The sequence below is a fragment of the Streptococcus sp. Marseille-Q6504 genome, assembly GCF_965111625.1.
On record NZ_CBCOON010000007.1, the window covers coordinates 1 to 17,000 of the forward strand.

Below are 17,000 nucleotides of genomic sequence, written 5' to 3' on the forward strand. Positions count from 1 at the left end.
AACAGGTTTTTTTAACTTTTTTTAATTCCTATTTCCATCAACCGCGATACACCCATAGTCCGTACGGGATTCGAACCCGTGTTACCGCCGTGAAAAGGCGGTGTCTTAACCCCTTGACCAACGGACCTGAGCTTTTTAACTCTTTCTATTATACCCACTTTTTCTGCCTTGTCAAGATATTGGATTTATTTTTTTATCTTTTTGGAGAAAAATCTCTTAGCACCTGCTTTAGTTCTTTCAACATTGCTTTTCTTCCTTTGAATCGCTCATCAGCTAACAATCGTTCAAACAACTCCAATTTTTCTTTCCCTAATCCTGCTCGATACTCTTTAAGCACTTCTTCTAATGCGTAAGACTCATCTATCAACAGCCCCCCTTCGCCTAAGCGATGGCTAATCTCGCTCACTTCTTCATAAGCTTGTCGATCCAATCTTCTTTTGTAACTTTCTTGTTTCCTGACTGCATCCAAAATTCGATTTCGAAACTTTGTTTTGAAGTAGGTATAGAATTCCTTATTTTTATTTTCCTTAAAATCAGGGTGATTTTCTAATAATTCATGTAGGCAAATCATTCCCTCTTGATCCCAATCTTCTTTTTCCCATAAATGAAGGTAGTATTCTTTTCTACACTTATGTACAATAGCTTTTACTTCGTGGTAATTCATGTCTAACATAGTTGTTCTCCTTTTCTGCCATTAGTATAGCAGATGTAGAGACGAATTATGACATTTCTTCTATTTTGTTATTTATCTTGCCTGATTTTTATTTTTTTGAATCTTTGATATTTCGTTGGGATATCTTTTTAGACTTTTTAGGATATAAAAAGAGACAAGAGTTATGCTCTTGTCTTTTAAAAAATTTATTGGAACAAATCTACAATTGTATCCCAGACGGTTTTTGCTTTTTCTTTAATTTTTGCATCTGAAATAGCTTTTTCTGCCTCATCAATAAGGTTCTGAGCTCTACTTTGGATATCATTTATAGAGTCAGTTGACTGCCCACCACCATTGTCAGTTGACTGATTCGGAACATTTTCAGGAGCAATCCCATTTATTTTATAGGCATTTTCAACTGTAAATGTACTTCCTGGTGTATAAGGAAGAATTGTTTCTGCCATACTTCTAAAAATATGAGCGGCGCCATTCGATGTCGAGCCTGCTAGATAATGATTTTCATCGGTCGTTGGGAAACCAAGCCAATGACTAATGACTACATCTGGCGTATAGCCGATAACCCACTGGTCACTCGTATACACCGGGTTGAAGGCTGCTTCTGTTGTACCTGTTTTCCCGGCCATAACATAACCATCTGGTGATGAACTTATACCTGTACCGTTTGTGAATGTCCCTAGCATCATGCTAGTCATTTTATCCGCTACGGATTTATCTATCACTCGTTTTTGAGAATTCTTATGAGTAGCAATGACTTGACCACTTGCATTTTCAATACGTGTAATGAAATGTGCTTCAGGCATCAAACCTTCGTTTGCAAATGCTGCATAAGCTTGCGCCATTTGCAGTGGACTAGTTTCTACACCACCACCCAGTGCAACACCCAATACACGATCTACATTGGTTAAGTTAAGCCCGAATCTTTCGCCTGATTCAAAAGCCTTGTCAATACCAAGTTCCTTAACCGTGGCTACTGCAGGAAGGTTTAGGGATTCAGCTAAAGCTTGGTACATTGGAACTTCTGGAGATGTTTTGATTCCTGCGTAGTTATCTACCTTGTAATCACCATACTCCATAGTATGATTGTCCAACTCTTTATTTAGAGCCCAACCAGCTTCTACTGCTGGGGTATAGACAACTAAGGGCTTAATAGTTGAACCCGGGCTTCTTTTTGATTGAGTTGCATAGTTGAAATTTCGGAAGCCGGCTTTATCATCTCCTGCTACACGACCAACAACTCCTCGAACTCCTCCTGTTTTTGGCTCTAGAGCAACACTGCCTGACTCGGCATGAGTTCCATCTTCTGCGGTTGGAAAGAGGTCTGTGTTTTCATAAATGACCTGCATATTAGCCTGGTAATTCTGATCTAATTCCGTATATATACGATAGCCGTTGTTCACAATTTCTTCTTCAGTTAAATTATACTTTTCAATTGCTTCATTAACAACAGCATCAAAATAGGATGGATATCGGTAGTCTGAAACTTTACCTTCATAAGCATCTTGCAGTTGAGAGGCCATATCAACACCCGAAGCTTCCGCTTCTTTGTCTTTATCAATATAGCCAGCAGCGACCATGTTTTGTAGAACGGTGTCTCTACGATTAGTAGAATCTTCAATAGAATTCAAAGGGTTATACAATTCTGGCCCTTTGAGCATTCCGGCTAAAGTTGCAGCTTCATCAAGCGTCAGTTGAGAAGCTGAAACCCCAAAGTATTTTTTACTTGCATCTTCAACACCCCAAACTCCATTTCCGAAGTAGGCATTGTTCAAGTACATAGCCAGAATTTCTTTCTTGCTATACTTTTTAGTTAGCTCTAAAGCTAGAAAGAATTCTTTTGCCTTTCTCTGAACAGTTTGGTCTTGAGAAAGATAGGCATTCTTCGCCAACTGCTGAGTAATTGTAGAACCACCACCTGAGCGTCCAGCCGTCACTATCGCTAGGAAAAAACGAGCATAGTTAATACCATCGTTCTTATAGAAACTTCTATCCTCGGTAGCAATGACAGCATTTTGTAAATCTTCACTGATGTCCGAAAGTTCGACATAGGTGCCTTTTTGACCTGACAGGGCGCCTGCTTCTTTTTCCTCTCTGTCAAAAATCAGAGTGCGAGTTTTTAAAGCGTTTTGTAAGTCGGTAACATTTGTCGATTTTGCTAGAGCAAACAAATAGACCCCAACAAACAAGCTAGCACTGAGCCCAAGAATCAAAAAGATTTTTGTCAAATGGTAGCGACGCCAAAATTTTCGAATAGGACCAACTGCCCCAGATTTCTTTCGACCTGCTCTTGAACGTCGTAAGTTGCTCGACACATTTTCTTCTTGTTTGACTTCATTCATTTCTGTTTCTTCAATTTCAGATTCTTCTTTCTTAAATAAAGAAAGAAATTTTTCAAATAAGGTATCTAATTTCATGCGTATATTTTATCATCTTCCCCATAGGAAGACAAGAATTTTGCTAGTTCCCCTGTCCAAATAAATTGATTTTTGTTACAATATCAGTATGAAATTTACCTTTACGATCCCCAACTCTCTACCCAAAATGACGGTCAAGTTCTTCCTAGAAGAACAGCTGTTAATACCTAGAAAAATAAGGCACTTTTTGAGAATCAAGAAACACATCCTCATTAATCAAGAAGAAGTCCACTGGCATCAAACGGTCAAGGCTGGAGATGAGTGCCAATTGATTTTCGACGAGGAAGATTATCCTACAAAAAAAATTCTATGGGGAAATCCCAAACTTGTCGAAGAAGTCTATCAAGACCAACATCTAATTATCGTCAATAAACCCGAGGGTATGAAGACACATGGAAATCAGCCAGATGAGATAGCTCTTCTCAATCATGTCAGCGCCTATGCCGGCCAAACCTGCTATGTTGTTCATAGACTAGATATGGAAACAAGTGGTCTCGTACTGTTTGCTAAGAATCCATTCATTCTTCCTATCCTTAATCGCTTATTAGAAAAGAAAGAGATTTCTCGAGAATACTGGGCTCTGGTTGATGGAAGATTAGGGGCTAAGGACTTGATTTTCCGTGATAAAATAGGTCGCAATCGCCACGATCGTAGAAAAAGAGTTGTGGATCAAAAAAATGGTCAATACGCCGAAACCCACGTAACTCGGTTAAAACAATTTCAAAACAAAACTAGTCTCGTTCGTTGCAAATTAAAAACTGGACGAACCCATCAGATCCGAGTTCACCTATCTCACCACGGACATCCAATCCTCGGAGACCCTCTCTACAACCCACACTCAAAAGACAAGAGACTAATGCTGCACGCATTTAAACTATCCTTCATCCACCCTCTGACTTTAAAACAATTAAGCTTTACTGCACTCTCAGATACATTTGAAAGAGAATTAAAACAAAATGGATGATAAAATCATCCATTTTTATAGATACAAAAAGCAAGACCGATTGGTCTTGCTTTTTCGACTCAGAAATTATTTAGCAATTTTTGCGAAGTATTCAAGAGTACGTACAAGTTGTGCAGTGTATGACATTTCGTTGTCGTACCATGATACAACTTTAACCAATTGTTTACCGTCAACGTCAAGAACTTTAGTTTGAGTTGCGTCAAACAATGAACCGTATGACATACCTACGATATCTGAAGATACGATTGGATCTTCTGTGTAACCGTATGATTCGTTTGAGGCTGCTTTCATAGCTGCGTTCACTTCGTCAACAGTAACGTTCTTTTCAAGAACAGCTACCAATTCAGTAACTGATCCAGTTGGAGTTGGAACGCGTTGTGCAGATCCGTCAAGTTTACCATTCAATTCTGGAATTACAAGACCGATAGCTTTAGCAGCACCAGTTGAGTTAGGAACGATGTTTGCAGCACCAGCGCGAGCACGACGAAGGTCACCACCACGGTGTGGTCCGTCAAGGATCATTTGGTCACCAGTGTAAGCGTGGATAGTAGTCATCAATCCTTCTACAACACCGAAGTTATCTTGAAGAGCTTTAGCCATTGGAGCCAAGCAGTTTGTAGTACATGAAGCACCTGAGATAACTGTTTCAGTACCATCAAGAACGTCGTGGTTAGTGTTAAATACAACTGTTTTAACATCGTTTCCACCAGGAGCAGTGATAACAACTTTCTTAGCGCCACCTGCATGCAAGTGTTTTTCAGCAGCTTCTTTCTTAGCAAAGAAACCAGTTGCTTCAAGAACGATTTCTACACCGTCGTTAGCCCAGTCGATTTGTTCTGGATCACGTTCAGCAGAAACTTTAACGAATTTACCGTTAACTTCGAATCCACCTTCTTTAACTTCCACAGTACCGTCGAAACGACCTTGAGTTGTGTCATATTTCAACAAGTGTGCAAGCATAACTGGATCTGTAAGGTCGTTGATGCGAGTAACTTCAACACCTTCTACGTTTTGGATACGACGGAAAGCAAGACGACCGATACGACCGAAACCGTTAATACCAACTTTAACTACCATTAGTGATTTCCTCCTTATGAAAATCATGAAAATTTTATTGTGAAAAGAGTAACTTGAATCACTACAAATCACCTTTCAACAAACCTATTATATAACTATTTTAGTTTTATTGCAAGCGCTGACGTTGATTTTCACTTCAGTTTTCTACTTTCTAGATACACAATTTTATATAAATTCCCTTTGTCAAAAGTCTATCAACATGCATCTTTATAGTTATTTACTAAACTTTTTTGTTAAACTTTTAACCTCTTCTATTTTGAAAACTATAAAAAGAGACAGGATACCTCCTGTCTCTGACTGATAATCAATTATTTAAGACGTCCTGGTCTTTCTTTGTAACCATAGTAAGCATCTTCGATGATTTCTTGCATATGGTCAACCATTGGAAGACGTGGGTTTGCAGGTGAACATTGATCTTCATAAGCAAGGAAGGCCAATTCACGTGAATGTTCTTTCCATTCTTTCTCGTCAACACCTTGTGCTTTGAAGTTCATTTCGATACCTACGCGCTCACCGAGTTCGTAAACAGCTTTAGCATAAGATGCAACTCCTTCTTCTGGAGTAGAAGCTGGAAGTCCAAGCATACGTGCGATATCTTGATATTTTTCATCTGCACGGTAGTAGTTGTACTTAGGCCATGTAGCTGTCTTAGCTGGGCGTGTACCATTGTAACGGATAACGTATGGAAGCAAGATTGCATTTGTACGTCCGTGAACTGTGTGGAATTGTGCACCAATCTTGTGAGCCATTGAGTGAGAAATACCTAGGAAGGCATTAGCAAAGGCCATACCAGCAATAGTTGAAGCGTTATGCATTTTCTCACGTGAGTGGAAGTCTGCATTCTTAACTGAGCTTTCAAGGTTTTCAAATACGAGTTTGATCGCTTGAAGAGCAAGACCATCAGTGTAGTCGCTAGCCATTTGTGATACGTAAGCTTCAGTTGCGTGAGTCAATACGTCCATACCAGTATCAGCAGCAACAAATCCAGGAACTGTCAATACCAAGGCAGGGTCTACGATTGCCACGGTTGGTGTCAATGAGTAGTCAGCGATTGGGTATTTACGGTTGTTTGCTTTATCAGAGATAACGGCAAATGGAGTTACTTCAGATCCTGTACCAGATGTAGTTGGGATAGCGATGAATTTAGTCTTCTTACCAAGTAATGGGAATTTGAAGGCACGTTTACGGATATCCATGAATTTTTGTACAAGATCACGGAAGTCCACTTCTGGTTGTTCGTAGAAGAGCCACATTACTTTAGCAGCATCCATTGGTGATCCACCACCAAGAGCGATGATTGTATCTGGTTTGAAGGAACGCATAATCTCAGTACCACGTTCAACTGTAGTGATATCTGGATCTGGTTCTACATCTGCAAAGATTTGGTAAACAACCTTATTGCGACGAAGGTCAAGTTGCTCGATGATACGATCAAGGAAGCCAAGCTCTACCATAGCGTGGTCAGTAACGATCATGACACGCTCAACGTCACGACATTTTTGAAGGTATTGAATTGAATCACGTTCAAAGTATGTTTTTGAAGGAAGTTTCATCCATTGCATGTTATTTCTCCGTCTTCCGACTTTTTTGATATTCAAGAGGTTAATGGCGCTAACGTTATCCCCAACTGAGTTACGTCCGTAAGAACCACATCCGAGTGTTAATGATGGCAAGAAGGCATTATAAACATCCCCGATACCACCGAAAGTAGAAGGTGAGTTACAGATAACACGAATAGCTTTAACAGCTTTACCAAATTCTTTAGTCAGTTCTTCATCAGCAGTATGGATGGCAGCTGAGTGTCCAAGACCGTTAAATTCAACCATTTGACGAGCTTTAGAAATACCATCTTCACGGCTTTCAGATTTCAAAACTGCGATAACTGGTGATAATTTTTCACGAGTCAACGGCTCGTTTTCGCCAACTTCTTTACATTCTGCAGCAAGAATGTTTGTTCCTTCTGGAACAGTAAATCCTGCTTGTTCTGCGATCCAAGTTGCTGGTTTACCAACGATGTCAGCGTTCAATTTTGCACCAGCACAGTTTTTGCTGTTTGCTTTCACGCCGAAGCAGAACTCTTCAAGAAGAGCTTTTTCTTTTTTGTTTACAAAGTAAGTGTGGTAAGATTTGAACTCTGCTACAAATTCATCATAAATTTCTTTATCAATAATAACCGCTTGTTCAGATGCACAGACCATACCATTATCAAATGATTTAGACATGACGATATCGTGAGCAGCTTGGCGAATGTTAGCTGATTTTTCAACATAAGCTGGAACGTTTCCGGCACCTACCCCAAGAGCTGGTTTACCACATGAGTATGCAGCTTTAACCATGGCATTCCCACCTGTTGCAAGGATTGTTGCAATACCTTCGTGGTTCATCAATGCGCTAGTTGCTTCCATAGATGGTTCAGTAATCCACTGTACACAGTTTTCAGGAGCTCCTGCTTTAATCGCTGCATCACGCACGATTTGAGCAGCGTGAGCTGATGATTCTTGAGCTGATGGGTGGAATGCAAAGACAATAGGATTACGAGTCTTCAATGAAATCAAAGCTTTAAAGATTGCTGTTGAAGTAGGATTTGTTGTTGGAGTGATACCACAAACAACACCAACCGGTTCAGCAATAAGAGTCAATCCTGTCACGTCGTCTTCTTCAATAACACCAACTGTTTTAGTGTGGCGCATGTTGTTTACTACGTGCTCACAGGCAAACAAGTTCTTAGTCGCTTTATCTTCAAATACTCCACGTCCTGTTTCTTCAAAGGCATGTAAAGCCAATTCTCCGTGAGCATCAAGTGCTGCAACTGAAGCTTTTGCTACGATATAATCGACTTGATCTTGGTCGAGTTTACGCATTTCTTCAAGGGCAACCAAAGCTTTTTGCACCAAACCATCGACATGCTTTTCAGCAGCGAGTTTCTTTTCCTCTGGTGTTACAGTTTTTTTATCAGCCATATTTTCCTCCATAGCTTTCAAGGATTGTAAGTCCTTTGTTAATTTTTTCACAATCTTATTATAACTCTTTTTTCAAGATTTGTAAACAGTTTCATAGAAATTTCACAAACTTTTTTTATTCGCTTGTGAAAATAATTTTGCACAGCCCTACCCATACACTTTTTTGCTTATACTTTGTGAATAATCTCGTAAAACTTTTATTTTTCACAAACTTCATTGTAAAAAGGTATTGAAAGGCGTCTTAATTTCCATGTAAGCGCTTTCTATAGGCGCGGTATATTACCCCCTCTAAGAGGAGGTTATTGTGCTTGTTGGAAGAGCCCTTGTTTAAAGTCACCTTCATAGACAACTTCTTGCTCTGTAGTCAGTTTTCCTTTTCCTTCAGCTTGGCCATTAACAAAGTCACCTTCATAAACCCAGCCTTCTTTAGCTTGGTAGGTTCCTTTACCGTTAAATGCTCCATTTTTAAATTCACCAGTATAAGTGTCACCATTTGAGAAGGTCATTGTTCCTTGGCCGTTCATCTTCCCACGAACAATACTTCCGTCATATACAAGTGAATCGCCATCCAGTTTCAAAACTCCTTGCTTAGGCATATTCCCGACAAATACAAATATAGCACAAAGAGCTATGACTACTACTGTTGCAATTTCCAAACGAGGACGCGTTATATAGACACTGTACTTATCATAGAATTTCTTTAAATTATCCATTTTTTGCCTCATTTTCTAAACGTGTTAGCCAAGCTTGGCAACCAGTTAAAACTCGATCGTAAGTTTCATCAAAATCACCTGTATACCATGGATCAGGAACACCCTCAGAAGCAAATGCCTCTAGCTTGTGTTGTTGGTCTTGAGGACACATTCGAGTCAAATCTAGAAGATTCGACTCGTCCATCCCAATGACATAATCAAAATATTCAAAATCATCCTTAGAAATTTGCTGTGATGTTTTTGATGAATCGTAAGGAATCTCGTGAGCTTTAAAAATTTTCTGGGTTCCTTTGTGAATTGGATTGCCATGTTCCCAAGAAGAAGTTGCTCTACTTTCAATCTCATAATCATCGGTTAAAGATTTCATAACAAATTCTGCCATAGGACTACGGCAAATATTACCAAGACATACAAAAACAACTTTCTTCATTATTGTTCCCCATATTCATAGAAAAAGGGGTATGAGATCCACCCCGTTTTATTCTTCAATCGCGCTTTCACCATCGACAACTGTACCTTCTGATGTAACAGCCTCTTTAAGTGGCAAGACAGATTTGATAGCTCCAAGTTCAAAAGTCAAGTAAACTCCGTCTACATCAAGTACGATCGTTCTGTTTTCGGTATCAACTTCATCAACTGTACCGTATAAACCACCGATAGTAATGACTTCATAGCCTTTTTGAAGTTTATTGAGACTCTCCATACGCTTTTGCGCTTGTTTCTTTTGAGAACGTTGCATAAAGAACATCAAGGCGAACATCCCTACAAGCATAATCACAAATGTTAAATTTGCATTCATTGTATTTTCTCCTTTGTAATTCAGATAAAACTACTATATCAAATTTCACTATTTTTTACAAGATTGCACCTTAGTTTTAAGTCAATAAAAAACCAGAGCAAAGCTCTGATTTTTCTTATTTCAAGTTGTTTACAAGTTCTACTAGGTTTTCAACTGTAAATCCATACTCTGCCAACACTTTTGAAGCTGGGGCAGATGCTCCAAAGGTATCAATACCGAGAACTGCTCCATCAAGACCAACGTATTTGTACCAGTTTTGAGTCGCTCCCATTTCAACCGCCACACGACGACGAACTGCATTTGGTAGGATTTCTTCTTTGTATGCGGCATCTTGTGTATCAAAGACATCCGTAGATGGCATGCTAACTACGCGAACTTTTCCACCTTGACTTGCCAATTCTTTAGCAGCTGCAACAGCTAGATTCACTTCTGAACCTGTTGCAATCAAGATCGTGTCAAAGTCTGCTGCATTTTCATATACAACGTAAGCACCTTTCGCAACCTTATTGAAGTCAGTTCCTTCCTCAACAGTCAAGTTTTGACGAGTCAAGACAAGGGCAGTTGGTGTTTTCTCACTCTTCACTGCGAGGTACCAAGCTGCTTGAGTTTCACGCGCATCTGCTGGGCGGAAAACATTAAGGTTTGGAATCGCACGAAGTCCTGCCAAGTGCTCGATTGGTTCATGAGTTGGTCCATCTTCACCAACTGCGATTGAATCGTGAGTAAAGACATAGGTTACAGGAAGACCTTGTAGAGCTGATAAACGAACTGCTGCTTTAAGATAGTCTGAGAATACGAAGAAAGTTCCACCGTAAACTCGAAGTCCACCGTGAAGAGCCATTCCGTTCAAGACAGTACCCATTGCAAATTCACGAACACCAAATTGGATATTACGGTTCAAGCGATTGGCATCGTCCTGAAGTCCGTCCGTTTTGATGTAAGTCATATTTGAATGAGCAAGGTCAGCTGATCCGCCAAGGAAGGTCGGCAATTTAGCAGCCACTACATTTAAAGCATCTTGGCTTGAGTTACGAGTTGCTTGAGAGAAGCCATTTTCTAAAGCTGGGAAGTCTTCTGGAGTCAATTCAACTGGATCGCGTCCGTCGATGATTGCTTCCACTTCTGCAGCAAGCTCTGGGTAAGCTTCTTTATAGTCTGCAACTAGTTTTGTCCATGCTTCATATGCTGATGCACCTCGGTCTGCAACATTTTCTTTGAAATCAGCATAAACTTCTGCTGGGATTTCAAATGGTTCATAGTCCCAACCAAGGGCTTGACGAGTTGCAGCCGTTTCGTCTGCACCAAGAGGAGCACCGTGTACGGCATTAGTTCCTTGTTTGTTTGGGGAACCATAACCAATAACAGTTTTCACTTCAATCAAAGATGGTTTCCCTGAAGCCTTAGCTTCTTCAATAGCTGCTTGAATAGCTTCTAAGTCTGTCCCATCTTCAACCAAGGCTGTATGCCAACCGTAAGCATTGTAACGATCGCGAACACTCTCTGTGAATGAATCTTTTGTCTCACCGTCCAAGTTGATATCATTTGAATCATAGAGAACAACCAATTTGTCAAGTTTCTGCAAACCTGCATAAGAAGCGGCTTCACTTGAGACACCTTCCATCAAGTCACCATCTCCACAGATAACATATGTGTAGTGATCAAAGATGTTATAACCTTCGCGGTTATACTTGGCTGCAAGGAAACGTTCTGCTTGTGCAAAACCTGTCGCAGTCGCAATCCCTTGTCCTAGAGGACCTGTTGTTGCATCAACCCCTGCTGTATGACCAAATTCTGGGTGACCTGGAGTTTTAGATCCCCATTGACGGAAACTCTTCACTTCATCCATGCTCACATCTTCAAATCCAGAAAGGTGAAGAAGGGCATAGAGAAGCATTGATCCGTGACCCGCTGAAAGAATAAAACGGTCGCGGTTGATCCAGTTTGGTTGAGCTGGATTGATACGAAGTTCTTTAGTGAAAAGGTTGTAAGCCATCGGAGCTGCACCCATAACCACCCCTGGGTGACCTGAATTAGCTTTATTAATAGCGTCAATACCTAAGAAACGAATAGCATTAACAGATAGATTTGACATAGAATTTCCTTTCTATTTAAGGTGATTATTGAATCACACATTCTATTTTACTATTATATGAAAATTATCCGTATCATGCAACATACGGATAACCTCCAAAGAATATTTTTATATTAGAGAAAAGCTTTAAATTGAATATTAGAGTCTTGTTCAAAATAATCGTCGAAACCACGTGGATGATGGTATTCTACTGAGTGTTGATATTGAGGATAAGTGTACTTCCCACCAACTTCCCAGATAAATAGATGGAAATCGTATTGCGAACGATCTTTTCTCATTTTCCAAAGTTCTAGGATTTCATTAGTAGAAGCCATGAAGTTAGACCAGATATCATAGTGAACTGGAATAATAACTTTGGCACGTAGATTTTCTGCCATACGAAGAAGGTCTATAGATGTCATTTTATCTTGGATACCGACTGGATTTTCACCATAGTTATTCAAAGCAATATCAATTTTGAAGTCTTTACCATGTTTCGCAAAGTAGTTTGAGAAGTGAGAATCTGCACCATGATAAATAGTTCCACCTGGTGTTTCAAAGACATAATTAACAACTTTTTGAGCCATCTCTTCATCTGTAACAGCTAAGCCAGCAAGTTCACCGCCTGTCTCATCAGCACCATTCACTGGTATAGTTACCAAGCAAGTACGGTCAAATGATTCTACTGAATGAATCTTCATGTCTTTTAGTTCGATAGTGTCGCCTGGTTTGACAACGATGATACGTTCTTTTGGAACACCCCAGCCTTCCCAGATTCGTCCACAATGGTAAGAGCCGATAAACTTAACATGCTCTAACTTAGGGATTGTTAAGAATTGCTGCAGCTGTATAAGGATCGATATGATCACTGTGGAAATGTGAAACCAAATAGTAGTTTAGCTCGTTGATAGCAAATGGATCGATAACCATTGGCTAAACACGCAAGTTTGATTGCAATTTACGAACACCTCCCATATTGGCCATTTGGTGTCCACGAACCATATCTTTCACTTTTTTAGTTGATTTTCCACGGTTTGACCAAAGGTCCATGACAACGTTAGCACCATCTGGTGTTTTAATCCAAGTACCACAGTTTCCTAGTCACCACATGGCAAAGTTGCCTGCTGGCACTACTTCTTCTTCGATTTCCTCATTGATCTAAGTTCCCACTCTGGGAAAGTTGAGAGAATCTAAGATTCTCTAGTAAAATCTTTTACGTTAGGCATGAATGGCTCCTCCTCCAAACGAATTTTAATCTACTCTCTCAGTATAGCCCTTGACGGCAAAGAAAAAAAGACCAAATAAAACACAAGCCAGTGTTCAAGATTGGACTTTATTTTTTGATAAAAACACCCGCAAGTTTGGACTTGCGGATGTAGTTTAATTGAGAATATTCAAATAGATGAAACTCCAAATCTCACTCCAATGATTAGCTGTATTCCAAAAAATATAGAAAGCCAAAGGGTAGTAAATCGACTTGGTGTAGCGAAAAATAAAACCTATCACAGCATCAGCCATTGCATAAAAGAAAAAATCAATCCAAGACCAAGGAAAGCCTATAATGTAAAAAATACCAAAGGTTGCTGCCGAAACAAGAACATCCAAGAAATATTGGGAATTCCTGAAATAACTGGTCATAATAGCTCCACGAAAAACCAACTCCTCACGAACAGGGCTCAAAATAGACATCACGAACAAGTGACTGCCCAATACAAATGTGCTAGGTTGCGCATATCTAATATCATCTAAGCCTTGTTGATTTGTCGTAACGTAATTAGGAAACCATTTCCAATACTGCTCGTTAAAATACTGAAGTAAATAATAAAGTCCCACTGTTACTAGAATATAAGACAGTTTTATTTTAGAAAATTTAAAGATATATTTATCACCCCAGTGTCAAATAGCAAAAATTGAACAGACAATCGTAATTAGCAAAGCAGACAAATAAATCGTCATTTCCAAATCGCTGTATACTTTTACTTTCCTACCGTTTAAAAAACTTCAACCCAGACGGTTATTAACATCTTTACTAGAAAAAGTAAAATAATTGGATAGATATATTGGTTGATTTTTCTTTTCATATGCAAAATAAAATAACAGATTTTTCAGAAAATTAAAACACAAGCCATCAAAATGTATATTTTTGTTCGTGGACTGGTAAAATCAGGCTAATTTCCAGTCAAAATCTGCTTTTCGACCAGGTTTTCGATTTGGTACTGGAGTTCCTTGGCTTCTTCGCTATTGACAAGATAATGCCCCAAAAGCCGCTCTAGCTCACTTCTGAAATCGCTGTGCTGACTGGCTGTCAGGCGATACTTGATAAAGCTGTTGAGCTTGACCACGTCTTCATAGTCAAAAATAGGATTGACCTGCACCAGCGGAAATCTACTGCTAAGCCCGTCGCTGGTCACAATCAGCAAATCTACTTCCAGCAGGTCTTCCACGCTCTTAAATTGCTCACTGGTAAAGACCGCGCGGATATAGTCATGCGGAAAATAATACTGGCACTGTTTGAGCAAGAAGCGCTGGACTGCTACCCCCTCATCGCAGACAATGTAAATCTGCTTGACCTCCTTGGGCCTCGTCGCCTGCGGCTTCAAAGCACCACCTAGGTGCATAGCCAAGTAGGCAATCTCGCCTCGCGTCAGCGAAATGAGCCAGGCCTCCTCCAAAATCCCCACGCTCTGCTCGGTATAGTGATAAAGCTCAGGATACTTTTGCAGAATGTGCCGTGTCAGTGGATTTTTGGACAAAATGCCGTAAGTTTTGCGGAACAAAAGCGCCTTACAGTGAGTCATGAGATTGCGAATCAGATCGTCACGATTTTCCAGCTCATAGGGAGAATGCGCTTCAAAATCCCAGATAAAATTGTCAATGGCCCGTTGCAAATCCGCGAAATCTTCACTAGTTGCATGTAAATCCTGGTCTTTTCGATGAGAAAGCAACAAAACCGCAATCCAAGACAGCTCAATCTCATCCAAACTCAAGCCCAATTTTTCGTCCAGCAAAGTCTGAAGTTTCTTAGCCGTGCTGTATTCCACGCGCTTACGAATAAGAGAAAACTCGCGGTACAAATCGTCCCTCTCCTGCTCGCTCAAGGTCATATTACGGTAGGACAGCAGCAGATAAGGCAGAACCTTGAGCATAAACTCGATTTCATAGCGATTGATTTTCTTGCCCAAGTCCTGCTCGATAAAATGCACCTGCTGGTTGAGAAAAATTTGTAATTCCTCGGATAGCAGCACATCTTCCTCCACAAACTGCTTGATTTTACTTCCCAAAATCCGCATAAAACCGCTATTGCCCTCAGAAAAAATCGTGGTCAATAGAGCGTGAACGTACTGGACTTTATTGAGCGGGTGGCATTTGAGAACATAGCCCTGCGACTTGGTTGTAATGAGACTAATCTGATACTGCTCGACCGTCAGCTGGCTACGAATGGTGTTAAGGTCTTTGAGCACTGTATTACGCGACACCTTGGTCAAATCCATGAGCTTTTCAATCGTCACGCGCTCTTTCAAGACACAGATAAAGAGAATCATCAGCTGCATGCGCTCTTCCATACTCATGACATAGCTGTGAGCATCCACGCTTTCAAGCAAGGCGTCACAAGCCTCTCGTTGTTCCGCTGTCAAAACCAGTCCGACCCGCGGCCGGCTGACAATCTTGTTAACTCCTTGAGGCAAAGCGTCGTTTATTTTTTCTAAATGATAATAAATTTTGCGGCGCGATTGCCCTGTGGCACGAGAAATCGCCATAATTGTTTCAGGCTCTATCAACTGCAAAAGATAGTTGAGCAAGACAGAGCTACTTTTATCTAAATAAATCATTTGCTTTTCTTTCCTTTAAACTTCCTTTCTAGTATATCACGACCGCTTACAAAATTGAAAGATGAAGGATTTTTCAGCTACTTGGAAAGTCTTGTTTCCCACTCCCTTGCATGTTATAATAAAAGAAAAAATGTGCTCTCCATGAATATTGAAGAACAACAGCATATTCTTTCGGGTGCCATGTACAATGACTTGACTCCCGAGTTGGTCGAAGCACGCGAAAAAACGGTCTTTATGACCAACCGCTACAATGCCAGTTTTAGACAGCCTGCTAGCGAGCGGCAGGCTATTTTAAAAGAAGTGCTTAAATCTGTCGGGAAAAATGCCCTTTTTGAGCCGACTTTTCGTTGTGAGTTCAGCTACAATATCAGCATCGGGGATAATTTTTATGCAAATTTTGACTGTGTTATGCTGGACGGTGGCGGTATTGAGATTGGTGACAATGTCCTTTTTTGACCGCGCGTCGGACTCTACACGTCCAATCATGCTCTAGATGCTTGGGAGCGTAGTCAGGGGGGGTGCTATTCCAAGCCGATTAAGATTGGCGACAATGTCTGGCTAGGTGCTGGCCTTCATGTCAATCAAGGCGTGACGATTGGAGACAATAGTGTCATTGGCTCAGGGAGCGTCGTGACCAAGGACACCTCAGCTAATGTTGTGGTGGTTGGCGTTCTTTGCCGCGTCATTCGACCAATCACTGACCAAGACAAAAGCAATTATCAACCATAAAACTGAGGTAGGTGAACCTATCTCAGTTTTATTTTTCCAGTAGCCGCGCTATGTCTGCTTCTAAGTTTTCCAAGGAAGTCGGATATTCTAGGGCAAGATAGCGCACATGTCTAAAGCGCTTCATGAGGCTAGGAATATCTAACTCACCCTCAAATAAACTAGCAATCTCCACTTGACCATTTACATGACGGTAATTTTTGCAGTGGAGGTAATCGGTAACTTCTGCCAAGCTAGCAAAAGCCTGCTCTATATCTTCTCCCAGCCAAGCCCAGTTGCCAAGGTCAAAGACGAAAGCAATAGGCAGGTCTGCTGCGCTGACCTTGTTCATCATCAAACGGCAATTCTTGATACTGGCATAAAGAGGGTCTTGGTTATTTTCCAGCTTAAGTCCGACAGATGATTGAAAACTAGGCGCCAACTCTGCCAAAGAAGCTACCGAAATCTGACCGGCATCGCCCGTGTTTAATTTGACAAAGGGAGCGCCCATGAGCTCCGCTTCCTGCCGCAAAGCCTTAAGTTTCGGATTGACCCTATCTCCTATGACAAAATCCTCATTGACACTGTAAAAGAGCGACAGCCCTAGCTGGTCGGCTTTTTTTCTGATGTTTTTTAACTCTACATCAATATCCCCTAAAAACTCTCGCCGAATTTCAACCCTTGAAAGTCCTAGATCTTTGACGCTTTCTAGCAAATCTTCTTGCTTGACTCCCCTGTCTAATTCTTCCTTAAAAGCAATCGTGTTGATAATCAATTCTTCTCGCTTTATTTTCATC

Annotated in this window: 14 protein-coding genes, 1 tRNA gene and 1 pseudogene; 3 read left to right on the plus strand and 13 right to left on the minus strand. The window is 40.5% G+C overall.

The annotated features are described in order from the left end of the window. Positions 1 to 55: 55 nt before the first annotated feature. The 3 genes from ACWPUA_RS06645 to pbp2a all read right to left on the minus strand — a co-directional run bounded on the left by ACWPUA_RS06645 (position 56) and on the right by pbp2a (position 3,084). Positions 56 to 127: transfer RNA gene (locus ACWPUA_RS06645), tRNA-Glu, on the minus strand. Between the two features lie 66 nt (positions 128 to 193). Further along, complete coding sequence (locus ACWPUA_RS06650) at positions 194 to 673, minus strand: sigma-70 family RNA polymerase sigma factor (protein ID WP_454379963.1); 480 nt, start codon at positions 671 to 673, stop codon at positions 194 to 196. A 185-nt stretch (positions 674 to 858) separates the two neighbouring features. Next, positions 859 to 3,084, minus strand: coding sequence for a penicillin-binding protein PBP2A (pbp2a, locus tag ACWPUA_RS06655; RefSeq protein WP_454379965.1), 2,226 nt, complete (start codon positions 3,082 to 3,084; stop codon positions 859 to 861). An 88-nt stretch (positions 3,085 to 3,172) separates the two neighbouring features. On the opposite strand from pbp2a, the gene ACWPUA_RS06660 reads away from it, so the two are divergent. After that, positions 3,173 to 4,048, plus strand: a complete 876-nt coding sequence (locus ACWPUA_RS06660) for an RluA family pseudouridine synthase (RefSeq protein ID WP_454379967.1) — start codon at positions 3,173 to 3,175, stop codon at positions 4,046 to 4,048. Between the two features lie 66 nt (positions 4,049 to 4,114). Here the strand turns inward: ACWPUA_RS06660 and gap are convergent, their stop codons facing one another. From gap to ACWPUA_RS06705, 9 genes and pseudogenes are all read right to left on the minus strand, one after another. Continuing rightward, entirely contained in the window at positions 4,115 to 5,125 is a 1,011-nt protein-coding gene (gene gap, locus ACWPUA_RS06665) for a type I glyceraldehyde-3-phosphate dehydrogenase (protein ID WP_004251141.1), read from the minus strand. 308 nt (positions 5,126 to 5,433) lie between these two features. Next, on the minus strand, positions 5,434 to 8,085 hold the full coding sequence (adhE, locus tag ACWPUA_RS06670; protein ID WP_247913026.1) for a bifunctional acetaldehyde-CoA/alcohol dehydrogenase: 2,652 nt from the start codon (positions 8,083 to 8,085) through the stop codon (positions 5,434 to 5,436). A 299-nt stretch (positions 8,086 to 8,384) separates the two neighbouring features. Next, positions 8,385 to 8,798, minus strand: a complete 414-nt coding sequence (locus ACWPUA_RS06675) for an MORN repeat-containing protein (RefSeq protein WP_036756184.1) — start codon at positions 8,796 to 8,798, stop codon at positions 8,385 to 8,387. Further along, entirely contained in the window at positions 8,791 to 9,228 is a 438-nt protein-coding gene (locus tag ACWPUA_RS06680; protein WP_006153398.1) for a low molecular weight protein-tyrosine-phosphatase, read from the minus strand. The genes ACWPUA_RS06675 and ACWPUA_RS06680 overlap by 8 nt, the downstream gene beginning before the upstream one ends. 48 nt (positions 9,229 to 9,276) lie before the next feature. Beyond that, positions 9,277 to 9,597 carry a preprotein translocase subunit YajC gene (gene yajC, locus ACWPUA_RS06685; RefSeq protein WP_036756187.1) on the minus strand — a complete coding sequence of 107 codons (321 nt, stop codon included), beginning with the start codon at positions 9,595 to 9,597 and terminating at the stop codon, positions 9,277 to 9,279. Positions 9,598 to 9,712: 115 nt separating this feature from the next. Next, positions 9,713 to 11,689 (minus strand): transketolase, encoded by a 1,977-nt coding sequence (gene tkt, locus ACWPUA_RS06690; protein WP_454379971.1) that lies wholly within the window; start codon positions 11,687 to 11,689, stop codon positions 9,713 to 9,715. Positions 11,690 to 11,802: 113 nt separating this feature from the next. After that, positions 11,803 to 12,858 (minus strand): annotated as a pseudogene (gene ulaG, locus ACWPUA_RS06695) (L-ascorbate 6-phosphate lactonase). 190 nt (positions 12,859 to 13,048) lie between these two features. Then, positions 13,049 to 13,501 (minus strand): CPBP family intramembrane glutamic endopeptidase, encoded by a 453-nt coding sequence (locus ACWPUA_RS06700; protein WP_454379973.1) that lies wholly within the window; start codon positions 13,499 to 13,501, stop codon positions 13,049 to 13,051. Between the two features lie 335 nt (positions 13,502 to 13,836). Beyond that, positions 13,837 to 15,498 carry a BglG family transcription antiterminator gene (locus ACWPUA_RS06705; protein ID WP_454379975.1) on the minus strand — a complete coding sequence of 554 codons (1,662 nt, stop codon included), beginning with the start codon at positions 15,496 to 15,498 and terminating at the stop codon, positions 13,837 to 13,839. 141 nt (positions 15,499 to 15,639) lie between these two features. Here ACWPUA_RS06705 and ACWPUA_RS06710 point away from each other — a divergent pair, with 141 nt between their 5' ends. Together ACWPUA_RS06710 and ACWPUA_RS06715 are read left to right on the plus strand one after the other, a co-directional pair. Beyond that, on the plus strand, positions 15,640 to 15,954 hold the full coding sequence (locus tag ACWPUA_RS06710; RefSeq protein ID WP_454379977.1) for a maltose acetyltransferase domain-containing protein: 315 nt from the start codon (positions 15,640 to 15,642) through the stop codon (positions 15,952 to 15,954). Positions 15,955 to 16,038: 84 nt separating this feature from the next. Continuing rightward, positions 16,039 to 16,227: a DapH/DapD/GlmU-related protein gene (locus tag ACWPUA_RS06715; protein WP_454380097.1), complete on the plus strand. Its 189-nt coding sequence runs from the start codon at positions 16,039 to 16,041 to the stop codon at positions 16,225 to 16,227. Between the two features lie 28 nt (positions 16,228 to 16,255). On the opposite strand, the gene ACWPUA_RS06720 is transcribed toward ACWPUA_RS06715, so the two are convergent. Then, entirely contained in the window at positions 16,256 to 16,999 is a 744-nt protein-coding gene (locus ACWPUA_RS06720) for a sugar phosphate isomerase/epimerase family protein (RefSeq protein ID WP_454379979.1), read from the minus strand. Between the last annotated feature and the right edge of the window lies 1 nt (position 17,000).